At 43.8% G+C, this 12,320-nt stretch carries 10 protein-coding genes; 8 read left to right on the top strand and 2 right to left on the bottom strand.

All coding sequences use genetic code 11. The features are described 5' to 3' along the window. The first annotated feature begins 33 nt into the window (after window positions 1–33). From GTU69_RS13705 to GTU69_RS13685, 5 genes are all read left to right on the top strand, one after another. Complete coding sequence (locus GTU69_RS13705) at window positions 34–612, top strand: cob(I)yrinic acid a,c-diamide adenosyltransferase (RefSeq protein ID WP_166171301.1); 579 nt, start codon at window positions 34–36, stop codon at window positions 610–612. A 310-nt stretch (window positions 613–922) separates the two neighbouring features. After that, window positions 923–1,633 (top strand): glycerophosphodiester phosphodiesterase, encoded by a 711-nt coding sequence (locus GTU69_RS13700; RefSeq protein ID WP_166171299.1) that lies wholly within the window; start codon window positions 923–925, stop codon window positions 1,631–1,633. Between the two features lie 282 nt (window positions 1,634–1,915). Continuing rightward, entirely contained in the window at window positions 1,916–3,082 is a 1,167-nt protein-coding gene (locus tag GTU69_RS13695; RefSeq protein WP_086197513.1) for an acyl-CoA desaturase, read from the top strand. Window positions 3,083–3,182: 100 nt separating this feature from the next. After that, window positions 3,183–4,628 (top strand): protein adenylyltransferase SelO family protein, encoded by a 1,446-nt coding sequence (locus GTU69_RS13690; protein WP_166171297.1) that lies wholly within the window; start codon window positions 3,183–3,185, stop codon window positions 4,626–4,628. A 94-nt stretch (window positions 4,629–4,722) separates the two neighbouring features. Further along, window positions 4,723–5,094 (top strand): MmcQ/YjbR family DNA-binding protein, encoded by a 372-nt coding sequence (locus tag GTU69_RS13685; RefSeq protein WP_166171295.1) that lies wholly within the window; start codon window positions 4,723–4,725, stop codon window positions 5,092–5,094. Window positions 5,095–5,149: 55 nt separating this feature from the next. On the opposite strand, the gene GTU69_RS13680 is transcribed toward GTU69_RS13685, so the two are convergent. Next, the gene (locus tag GTU69_RS13680; protein WP_086175456.1) at window positions 5,150–5,836 is read right to left on the bottom strand and encodes a response regulator; all 687 of its coding nucleotides are present in this window, start codon (window positions 5,834–5,836) and stop codon (window positions 5,150–5,152) included. A gap of 13 nt (window positions 5,837–5,849) precedes the next feature. Beyond that, entirely contained in the window at window positions 5,850–7,511 is a 1,662-nt protein-coding gene (baeS, locus tag GTU69_RS13675; protein ID WP_166171293.1) for a sensor histidine kinase efflux regulator BaeS, read from the bottom strand. Window positions 7,512–7,645: 134 nt separating this feature from the next. On the opposite strand from baeS, the gene GTU69_RS13670 reads away from it, so the two are divergent. The 3 genes from GTU69_RS13670 (at window position 7,646) to GTU69_RS13660 (ending at window position 12,319) form a co-directional block, all read left to right on the top strand. Continuing rightward, window positions 7,646–8,269, top strand: a complete 624-nt coding sequence (locus tag GTU69_RS13670) for a hypothetical protein (RefSeq protein WP_166171291.1) — start codon at window positions 7,646–7,648, stop codon at window positions 8,267–8,269. A 297-nt stretch (window positions 8,270–8,566) separates the two neighbouring features. Then, window positions 8,567–10,369, top strand: coding sequence for an acyl-CoA dehydrogenase C-terminal domain-containing protein (locus tag GTU69_RS13665; protein ID WP_166171289.1), 1,803 nt, complete (start codon window positions 8,567–8,569; stop codon window positions 10,367–10,369). Window positions 10,370–10,537: 168 nt separating this feature from the next. Then, entirely contained in the window at window positions 10,538–12,319 is a 1,782-nt protein-coding gene (locus GTU69_RS13660) for an acyl-CoA dehydrogenase C-terminal domain-containing protein (RefSeq protein WP_166171287.1), read from the top strand. The last annotated feature ends 1 nt before the right edge of the window (window position 12,320 follow it).

Genomic DNA, 12,320 nt, shown 5'->3' with positions numbered 1-12,320 from the left:
TTATTGTATTCATCAAAAACTCAAGGAACAGATATGGGCCACCGTTTAAGTAAAATCTATACCCGTACCGGCGACTCAGGCACAACTGGACTCGGAGACGGTTCTCGCGTCGCCAAAGATGACTTGCGTATTACAGCACTAGGCGATGTGGATGAGCTGAATGCCTGTATTGGTATACTTCGCTCACAGATTGCCAGCAGTACTATTGCAGAAAAAGCCAGCTGGGATAAATCCTTAAGCCTGATTCAACACTGGTTATTCGACCTCGGCGGTGAAGTCTGCATTCCAAACTTTAACCTGGTTCAAGCGGTTTCTATCGAGTTTTTGGAAAATGACATTGACCGTATGAACGAAGCGTTGCCAATGCTGAAAGACTTCATTTTACCTGCCGGAACTTTAGCTTGCAGTTATGCCCATCAGGCCCGTGCAGTGTGCCGTCGTGCCGAGCGCAGTGTGATGTCGGTACATAGCCGTGACCAGAATATCCAGGCCAACTCGCTACAATTGCTCAATCGCCTATCCGACTGGTTATTTGTTGCATCGCGTACCTTGCAACGTGCTGAAGGCGGATCTGAAGTGCTTTGGCAAAAAAATATTAATGAGACGATTTGAACAAATTAAAATTTAAATCTGCTATTTGATACTCGGCCACGTCATCTGCAACTGTTCGAGGCAGGACTATATTCAAAGTCTAATGTTTTTACGAAAAACTTAAAAAAATTACGGTTTTTGACGAGTTTTGCAGATGACAATGGTTTTGCCTACTTTTGCCGAAACAAAAGTAGGTCGAACCGAAGGTTAATTTTCAAGATATAATTCAAATGAAAAGACGCTGTAGTAACAATATTCCTTAAATAAATTGATAAATCCATATTTAAAATTTGAAGTAAAATAACTTTCATAAATTGTCTTAGAGATACACATGCGAATCATCGGACATCGTGGTGCACGCGGAGAAGCCCCTGAAAACACACTCGGTGGCTTTCAATATATTCATGACTTGGGCATCCGGGCAGTCGAATTTGATGTGCATCAGCTCAAAGACGGTGAACTCATCATCATGCACGATGACAATTTCCTAAGAACTACAGGTATCGATCAAAAACTTTACGAATTAAACAGCCAACAGCTTGAAGCCTATAACCAGGCACATATCTGGATGGACTGGGAAAAACAGCTTACCCCGACACTCCGTCAAACCCTGAGCATTATTCATGACTTTGAACATATTGAAGTTGAAGTCAAAGCAGTGGCAACCATGTTAGACGCTGAAAAACTGGTTTTAGAATTACAAAAACAGTTACACGATTTTAAGCAAACGGCGGTCATCACCAGTTTTGATTTAAAAATCCATCAGGCTTTAAAACAGCAATACTCCATTTTTAAACGCGGCTTACTGGTTGAAGATGACATTCAATACTTGGCTATTGAACAGGCTTTAGAACTCGGTTGCTGTCAAATTGGCTGGATGAACCAGCTGGGAAGCGATGAGATGATTCAGGCTACCCAACAGGCACATTTAGATATCAGTGTCTGGACAGTCAATGAGGTTGAGCGTGCCAAGCATCTGCAAAGCTTGGGAATAGACGGATTAATTACCGACTTTCCCAAAATGATGCTCGAGCAGCTTTAAAATACAGTGTTCGTCCCCATAATTGTGATTCAATCGTCAATTTATTCTATCAAAAATGCCCCACATCGTTGCAGTTGCCAGAAGCAGCTTTGACCTTCGATAAAATCAATCAACCCTTCCCTGTATTCTGTTACTGTTTAGTACAATACACCTGTAGAATAATGCTAGTGAAGATTTGTTCGCTCATGCTAATATTGAAGAAGTCTTAATCCCTATAATTTGTATTGAATTAAGAATTCATTTATACCTTACCCTTATACGGTTCTAGGAGTGCTGTTGGAGATGAATGCTCCCTTACCCAAAGCCCCAATTAACTGGATTGCAGTGTTTGCATTGGTTTTTTTACCAATTGTGGCTGTAATCGCTATCCCTTTATATGCTTATCATCATGATTTTAGCTTAGGCGCATGGATCAGCTTATTTGTACTGCTTGGTTTTAGCAGTTTAGGGATTACCGCGGGTTATCACCGCTTATGGGCACACCGTGCTTATGAAGCAACTCTTCCATTAAAAATTATTTTAATGATTATGGGTACTTTTGCTGTTCAGAACAGTATTTTGTTCTGGGCTTCAGGTCACCGTACTCATCATCGTCATGTTGATGATGTCGAGAAAGACCCATATTCAATTAATAATGGCTTTTGGTATGCGCATATGGGATGGATGCTTCGTAACTATCCGGCAGCAGAAGCAAACTATAAAAATGCACCTGATTTGTTAAACGACAAAGTGGTGATGTTCCAAGACAAATATTACATTCCGCTGGTGATTGCCGTACACGTAGTCATTCTGACCACTGTAGGCTGGGCTGTGGGTGACATGTGGGGCGTCGTGTTATTGGGTGGTTTACTCCGTCTGATCTTGAGCCATCATGTAACTTTCTTCATTAACTCACTGTGTCATATGTGGGGCAAACGTCCTTATACCGACGAAAACACTGCACGTGACAATTTCATTTTAGCCATTGCCACTTGGGGTGAGGGTTATCACAACTACCACCACATTTTCCAGTACGATTACCGTAACGGCGTGAAATGGTGGCAGTATGACCCGACAAAATGGTTGATCTGGTCCTGTTCAAAACTGGGCTTAGCTAAAAACTTACGCCGCATTCCAAGCTTTAATATCAAAAAAGCAGAATTGGCAATGCGCTTTAAATATGCTGAGCAAGACTTGGCAGTATATGGCCATAATGTCAATGAAGATATGGCAACGGCTAAACTTCGTATTGCTCAGGAATACGAAGCTTTTACCCAAACTTTAAATGACTGGGCAACGCTGAAAGAGCAAGAGATTCAAGTCAAGAAAGCCTCTGTTGCTGAAAAAATTCATCAAATGGATAACAAACTTAAAGTTGATTTCCAATTGGTTGAACAGCGCCTTGTTCATCATCGCGACAGCTTGAAAATTTTAATGCGTAGTATTAAAAAGAATCCTGTTTCAGAATAAAAGCTGCTTCAATATAAAGCCCCAACAATGGGGCTTTATTCATTTTTGTGGTTTAAATTTGCTATAGTGATCACATCTCCCCCAATTTTTAGATTGTCCCATGCAATTTAATCCGCGTTACCCTTCGCTCAATCCCAAGCTTTATCATCATCAAATGCCTGTTCCCTTAAAGGGAGCAAAAGCTGGTCATTTCAATGCAGCACTGGCTGATGAATTACAGTGGTCAGAACAGGATAAAGCTCAATGGGTGGAAATCTGTAGTGGACAAAAAACCTTTGCTGAATTCCCCCCCTTGGCCATGGTCTATGCCGGTCATCAGTTCGGACAATGGGCAGGACAATTGGGTGATGGTCGTGGCTTGCTGATCGGGCAAATTCTAGATAAGAACAATCAAACCATCGACTTGCATTTAAAAGGCGCCGGCTCTACCCCCTACTCCCGTATGGGCGATGGCCGTGCGGTCTTGCGTTCCGTCATTCGGGAGTATCTGGCGGGTCATGCACTCAATGCTTTAGGCATTGCATCGAGTAATGCCGTGGGTTTCACCTCTTCCACCCAAGGCATACAACGGGAAAAAATGGAACCCGGTGCCATGATGCTGCGGACCTCAGACTGCCATATTCGCTTTGGACATTTTGAATGGATCAACCAATATCAGCCCGACCTTCTAGAAGAATTCGTACAGAAATGCATGGAATGGCACTATCCTGAATGTCTGCAAGCTGAACAGCCAATTTTGGCTTTTGCCACTAAGGTCATCCAACGCACTGCAGTGATGATTGCCAAATGGCAACTGATCGGTTTTGCTCATGGGGTGATGAATACCGACAACCTGAATATCACCGGTTCAACCCTCGACTTTGGTCCTTATGGATTTATGGAGCGTTTCCGTCCGAACTGGATCAATAACCACTCGGATTACCAAGGTCGTTACACCTACCAGCAACAACCGAGTATTGGGCACTGGAACTTATGGATGTGGCTGAACAACCTGATTCGGCTAAAAAAAGATCCTGCAGAAAAAGAACAGTTCAAAGAAGATTTGGCTAAATGTTTAGAGCATTTTGAAACCACTTTTCTTGAGCATTACACCCTTGGACTGTGTCAGAAAATGGGACTGCCAAATTTCCATAAAGATAGTTTTGATTGTGGCATGGCTTTCTTAAGAATTCTGCAAAGTGAACAGCTCGACTATACTCAAAGCTTTATTCGACTGCAGAACAAACAGTTTGAAGCGCTTAAAGATGACTGCCTGGACCGACGCCAGTTTGAAAGTTTCCTGGCTCAGTATGAAAACATTCGGGCGAATCAGGATACTGATGAACTGAATGCCGAAATGGCCAAAGCCAATCCGCAATATATTTTACGTAATCACATGGCTCAGAAAGCCATTGAACTGGCAGAACGGGATGATTTTTCCGAAGTCGAGCGTCTGTTTAAATTGCTAAGCCAACCTTATATTAAACAGCCTGATTTAGAACAGCCTGAAGATTTAGCTCCTTTACCCAGTGATGTGCCTGAAGTGATGGTGAGCTGTTCTTCCTAAAGTTAATCCACAGCCAACTTGAGAACTGTGGATAATTTCAGCATTATCCACAGAGTCTATTTGACAATAAAAAGATTAAAGCCAGAACTTAACTATGTCCTTACATCGTCTTGCATACCAAATTGCACTTCAATTGCCTGAAGTGACCTGTACCCAGCCTTTTGGCCCGGACTGTGACGTATTTAAAGTCATGGATAAAGTCTTTATGCTGAGTTTTCATTTAGAAAGCCAGGCAGCAATTAACTTAAAAGTTATCCCGGATGATGGTGCCATGCTACGGGATATTTATCCTTATATTCGTGCCGGATGGCATATGAATAAACAGCACTGGATAACTGTTTATGAGGATGAACATCTGGATGCAACTTTGGTTCAGGATTTGATAAGAAATTCTTATGATTTGGTGGTCAGCAAACTGAATAAAATACAACAAAAACGTATTGCCCTATTAAAGTCAGCAATATAAAAAAAGCGAGCCATTCTCATGGCTCGCCTCGTTTAGATTTAATTAAAAAATCAATTCAATCCTCAGGATATTCAAAACGATAGCCCACACCATACACTGCCTGAATCCACTCATGACGGTTGCCGGTTTCCGCTGCATCGGAAATTTTACGGCGCAGGTTTTTAATGTGACTGTCAATCACCCGGTCTGCCACATCAAAACTGTCCGGATTAATATGGTCGAGCAATTGCGCACGTGAATAGACTTGACCGACATGTTCCAGAAACAACTCCAATAAACGGAATTCCGTTGGGGTCAGGTTCAAGGTTTTTTGCTGATACCAGATGCGTTGCTGGGCTTTGTCCATCCGGAACAGGCTGTTTTGTTCAGGCTCAACTTGACGATCCAGACGACGCAACACCGCTTGTACCCGTGCAACCAGTTCTTTCGGGCTAAAAGGCTTGCAGATATAATCGTCTGCGCCCATGTTCAAACCCAGTACACGGTCAATTTCTTCAGTGCGGGCAGTCACCATAATAATCGGCAAATCGGATTGTTCACGCACTTTACGGCAAATGGTCAAACCATCCATACGTGGCACCATCAGATCCAGAATCATCAAACTGGGCTTACGTTGCAAAAAGCTGTCATAGGCTTCTTGCCCATCATGAAACATGCTGACTTCAAAACCCGCAGCTTCCAGATAGTCCCGCACCAGTTGTGCAAGTTCAACTTCATCTTCTACCAGCATGACATGTTTCATGAATGTTATTCCTTTATTTGTTCAATTGTTTTGGGAAAGTCAGTTTGCAACGCAAACCACCTAATGGAGAATGATCAAAACTCAACTGTCCGCCCATTGCCTGCGCAATTTTACCAGATAATGCCAGTCCTAAACCTGTACCACCGGTACTGCGGGTGCGGGAATCATCCACACGATAAAAACGCTCGCCTAAACGTGCCAACTGTTCGTCACTCAAGCCAAGTGGACTGTCATCCACAATTACACTCCAATGGGTGGCTGATTGCTCGGTATGCACACGAACCTCACCGCCTGCTTCAGTATAACGAATACTGTTACCCAGCAAGTTGACCATAATTTGTTTAAAACGATCTATATCTAATTGTAAATTCGCACCTTCACCCTGCACCGAAATGGATAGATCAGCCTGGGCAAATTTAGGCTTGAAGTTTTCAACTTCCTGCAACACTACAGTCCACGGATTGACTTCCGCCATATAGCATTTCAGCTGCTGTGCTTCAGCCTGAGCCAAATCGGCCAGATCTTGAGTAAGTTTTTTCAGACTGGTGACCTGACACAGCATCGATTCAAAATGTTCCGGCGTCGGTTTACGAATACCGTCCTGCATCGCTTCAATTTGTGCTTGCAGTACCGCCAAAGGTGTTTTTAATTCATGTGAAGTATCCGCCACCCACTGACGGCGTGAGGTTTCATGTTGATCCAGAATGACCGCAAGATGGTTTAACTCTGTCGATAAATCACCCAGTTCATCATTGCGGTTAACCGTCACCTGATGCTGGAAATTGCCTTTGGTCAGTTCACGGGTCCCTTGCAGCAAACGCTGAATTGGCGTTTTAAAATAAGTGGCCAACAATAAAGCTGCGATCAGGCTGGTCAGGAAAGTTAAACCGTACACCAATAATAAATAACGTTTTTGATTACTAAAAAAGTTAATACTTGAAGCATCATCCTGATCCAGCACCGGCTTTAAGCCTAAATAACCAACCACCTGGTTATTCACCATAATTGGGCGATATGACACTGGAATATCAGATGGCTCACCCACCACAAACTGTTTTTTGGCATCATACAACGACAATCGAGAACTTAAGCCCAAACGGTCCGGCAAAGAGATAAACTGTTTTTTCTTAGCTTGACTGGATGTTGTATCGGCAGGTTTATCTTCAGTTTTCCGGTCAGAGCGGAAGATATTTTGATTGGCACTGAGTGGAAATTTAAGTCCTTCAAAAGGCTGATATTCGGAAGGTAAATTTAACTTGATGAGGCGCAATTCTTCTGCATCTAAAATCGGTTTGCTCTGCCCGGTTTTATTTAAACCCGGAGAAACGCTGATCAGGGTATTTTCCTGAAAATAACGCTGCTGCAAAGCAATATCATATTGACGGCGTAACCACCAACGAGACAGACGGTCATAGTCATCCGGTGCAGCAGTGCCTTCTATTTGCAGGATTTGCGCCTGAATGGCATTACCCCAGTCATGATAAACTGCATAGACGCCTGCCAGATTACTGATCACATGGTCCAGCTTCTGCATTTCGACATCGGCCACATAGCGGGCGAAGTTCTTTTGCATGGTCCAATGCAATACCCCCAGACTCACCGTCGTAATCACCAGGGTGGTGAGCAGCACAGTCAGGAACAGGCGTAAGGCAATCGGAACACGGCGAATCTTCAAAAGTGAGGTCTCAATATTTTTCCCAATGGATTATTGTAACTAACCCGGTAAAAAAAAACTCTCCATTGTTTCTTCATCATTATTGTTTAATCTTTAACTTATCAAATTTCGTTTTTTCATTGGAGATAACAACAATGAATTCCATGACAAAAATAGCTTTAGTGAGCGCAAGCCTAATCAGTATGGGCGCTTTAACAGCATGCCAATCGACCAACACGGTTCAGGATAAAGATGGCGACCACCCGCGCATGATGCGGGATCATCATCAAAAGCATGAGCGCAACATGACACCCGAACAGCGTGAGCAGTTCCAGCAAGCCCGAGCCGAACGCCAGCACATGATGAGAAGCATGAAAACAGCCTGTGAAAGTAAAGCCGTTGGTTCGGCGGTACAAATCAAGGCGGGTGAAAAAACCATTAATGGGACTTGCGTGATGATCTTCACTCCTGATCGTGCAGAGATGAAGAAAATGTGGCGCGAACATCGTACCATGCAGGGGGAAATGAAAGGTATGCCTATGATGCAATACCATGAACCCCTGACTGATGCAAAACGCGCAGAACTGACCAAACAATTTGATCAGCGCCTAGCAGAACATCAAGCGCATCAGCAAGCCGTGTTCAAAGCCTGTCAAGGCAAAGCCAATGGTACTGCGGTACAAGTCAAAGTCGGCACCCAGAGCATGAATGGCACATGCGAAGTTCGCTTCCAGCCTAAAGCACCTGCCGCGCCTGTAACGGCGAAACCAGCATCGTAAAAAAATCCATCCGAAGTCAAAAAGGCGCAACTCTGCGCCTTTTTTATTGTTCATAAACTTTTACGTTTTTGACTATTTATTACATCGAATAAAACATAAAAGCATTTACACTCAACATACTTAGCACTTTCAAAGCAGAAATCTTTGACTTTACAGTCACTAAGAAAAGGCATGGAACCGCTTGTACCAAGTAAGAAGATGTTGCACGATTGAGCCATACAAATACGTGTCATAGAAGGCACGTTCCAATGTTTATTAGGATTATAAGCTGGTTAAACCAGTATTGAGGAAACCGATATGCCACAATACAAAGCGCCCTTACGTGATATGCAATTTGTTCTACATGAATTGTTAAATGCTGAACAACATTATGCAAACCTGCCTGCATTTTCTGACACCGTAAGCCGTGAATTGGTTGATCAATATCTAGAAGCTGCGGCTGACTTCTGTGAAAATGAATTGTCTCCAATCAACCAAAGTGGTGACCGCGAAGGTTGTACCTGGAATGATGGTGTGGTAACCACACCTACAGGCTTTAAAGAAGCCTATCAAAAATATATCGAGTTGGGTTTCCCGTCATTATCTGCTGAAGAGCAATACGGTGGTCAAGCCTTGCCAGTTTCTTTAGGCAACGTGATCTCTGAAATGGTGGGTACTGCAAACTGGGCATGGGGCATGTACCCTGGCCTTTCACACGGTGCAGTGCGTACCTTGGAACATCACGGCTCTCAAGAACAAAAAGATACTTACTTGCCTAAGCTGGTTTCAGGTGAGTGGACCGGTACCATGTGCTTGACAGAATCTCATGCAGGTTCCGACCTGGGAATTATCCGTACCAAAGCTGAACCGAATGCAGATGGCAGCTATGCAATTTCTGGCGAGAAAATCTTTATCTCTGCTGGTGAACACGACATGGCGGACAACATTGTTCACATCGTGTTAGCGCGTCTTCCGGGTGCACCGAAAGGTACTAAAGGGATCTCTTTATTTATCGTGCCTAAATTCACCCTGAATGCAGACGGTTCTTTAGGCGAGCGTAATAGCGTTCGTTGCGGTTCAATCGAGCACAAAATGGGTATTCACGGTAACGCAACCTGTGTACTCAATTTTGATAACGCAAAAGGCTTCCTGATTGGTCCTGAAAACCGCGGCTTAAACTGTATGTTCACGTTCATGAACACTGCCCGTATTGGTACTGCGGTACAGGGGCTTGCAGCATCTGAAGGTGCTTTCCAGGGTGCATTGGCTTATGCCAAAGACCGTTTGGCAATGCGTTCACTTTCAGGTGTTAAAGCGCCAGAAAAAGAAGCTGATCCAATTATTGTGCATCCTGCTGTACGTAACATGCTGCTCACGCAAAAATCTTTTGCGGAAGCTGGTCGTGCATTGGTTTACTTATTGTCTTTCTATGCAGACACTGTTGAGCAAGGTGCAACTGAAGAAGAACGTAAAGCTGCGGACAACATGTTGTCGCTACTGACTCCGATCGCAAAAGCATTCTTGACTGAAACGGGTTCTGAATCTGCGAAACACGGCGTTCAAGTATTCGGTGGTCATGGCTTCATCTCTGAACATGGCATGGAACAGATTGTTCGTGATACACGTATCGCTTGCTTGTACGAAGGTACCACTGAAATTCAGGCACTTGATTTGTTAGGTCGTAAAGTGTTGGGTACTCAAGGTGCAATGTTGAAAGACTTCACCAAGGTCATTCATAAATTCTGCGAGGCCAACAAAGACAATGCTGCAATGAAAGAATTTGTTGAACCGCTCGCTGCTCTGAATAAAGAGTGGAGTGACTTGACTATGCAGATTGGTATGCGTGCCATGCAAAACCCGGATGAAGTGGGCGCTGCTGCGGTAGATTACCTGTACTTCGCTGGTTACGTAACTTTAGCTTACCTATGGGCTCGTATGGCACTGGTTGCTCAAGAAACATTGGCTGCAGGTACAACTGATGTAGATTTCTACAATGCGAAAGTGACCACTGCCCGTTTCTACTTCAAGAAAATTCTTCCACGCGTTCGCTCACACGTTGACGTGATCGCGGGTGGTGTTGAGCCATTACTTGCTTTAGATGCTGAACACTTCGCATTCTAAGTGCATGATGCTTAAACTGATGTGAGAAAAAGGACGGTCATGTTTTTGGCAGTCCTTTTTCTTTATAACCCATGCAAAAAATTAATCTTTAGTCGTCTAACAACATGAATTTTCATGCATTAGACTGATAAAACCGAACTGAATCAAACAATAAACAGGTGACTCACTATGCCAATCTATAATGCGCCTCTTGCGGATATGAAATTCATCCTTAATGATGTTTTTAATGCAGAACAATTCTGGCAAAACAATGAAAATCTTGCTCATGTTGATGCAGCAACAGCAGAAGCTATTCTTGAAGAAATGGCGAAATTTGCGCAAAACGTGACTTTGCCTTTGAACCGTACTGGTGATGAAGAAGGTGCAACATATAGCAACGGTAATGTGACTACACCTGCTGGCTTTAAAGAAGCCTTCAAGCAATATGCAGAAGGCGGCTGGATTGGCTTGGGTGCTGATGCTGAATGGGGCGGTCAGGAAATGCCAAAAATGCTGACCGTACTTTCTGATGAAATGCTGTTTGCCACTAATCCATCTTTTATGCTCTACCCGCTTCTTTCTGTCGGTGCAGGTATGGCCTTAAACAGCTATGCTTCCCAAGAGCAAAAAGAAACCTATTTACCTAAAATTTACTCTGGCGAATGGTCAGGAACCATGTGCTTGACCGAGCCACATGCCGGTACAGACTTGGGCATTATTAAAACCAAAGCTGAGCGTAACGAAGATGGTACTTATAACATTACCGGTACCAAAATCTTCATTACCGGTGGTGACCATGACCTGGCTGAAAACATCATTCATCTGGTGCTTGCGAAAACTCCGGATGCCCCTGCCGGTTCACGTGGTATTTCATTGTTCATCGTACCGAAATTCCTGGTGAATGAAGATGGTTCTTTGGGTGAGCGTAACCATGCAGGTCCAGGTTCAATCGAACATAAGATGGGTATTAAAGCCTCTGCAACTTGCGTGATGAACTTTGATGGTGCCAAAGGTTATCTGGTCGGCAAAGAAAATGAAGGCTTGGCTGCCATGTTCGTGATGATGAACTATGAACGTCTGTCTATGGGGATCCAAGGTCTAGGCGCTTCTGAATTTGCTTATCAGAATGCTGCGCAATATGCGACTGACCGTCTTCAAGGTCGTAGTGCTTCTGGGGTGAAATCTCCAAATAAAGTGGCGGACAGCATTTTAGTCCATGGCGACGTGCGTCGTATGTTACTGAATGCACGTGCTAACAACGAAGCCTCTCGTGCCTTTGCGGTGTATGTCGGTCAACAGCTCGACATTACCAAGTTCTCGACTGATGCCGAAGCGGTAAAAAAAGCCAATGACCGTGTTGCGCTATTAACCCCAATCGCAAAAGCTTACCTGACCGATACTGCATTTAACGCAACTTTAGATGCACAAATAGTTTTCGGTGGTCATGGCTTCATTCGTGAATGGGGTATGGAACAATGTATCCGTGACTTGCGTATCTCGCAGATTTACGAAGGGACCAATGGTGTTCAGTCCCAGGATTTGATTGGCCGTAAGACCATTAAATGTGGCGGTGCATTCATTGCAGAATACATCCAGGAAATCCGTGATTTTGCCAATGGTCTGGATGCTGATCTGAACTTCATTAAAGATGCCACTTTAGATGCAGCAGCAGAAGTTGAATCGGTAACGCAATATATTCTGCAAGCCAGCAAAGAAAATATTGACTTCTCGAATGCAGCAGCTGTGGATTATCTGCATGCAGTGGGTCTGCTCAGCTTCTCTTACATGTTTGCAAAAATTGCCAATGTAGCAAAAGCCAAAGACGGCGAGTTCTATCAAAATAAATTGTCGCTGGCGCTTTATTTTGTACAACGTATTCTGCCTGAACTTGCAATGCGCATTACTAAAGTAAAAGCCGGTGCTGAAGTGGTCATGAACTTCTCTGAAGACTACTTTACTAACCAGGCTTAAT

The sequence above is a fragment of the Acinetobacter sp. SA01 genome, assembly GCF_011319235.1.
In the GTDB taxonomy this organism is placed as follows: Bacteria; Pseudomonadota; Gammaproteobacteria; order Pseudomonadales; family Moraxellaceae; genus Acinetobacter.
The sequence above is the reverse complement of the archived record's forward strand: the minus strand, read 5'-3'. Positions and strand labels throughout refer to the sequence as shown.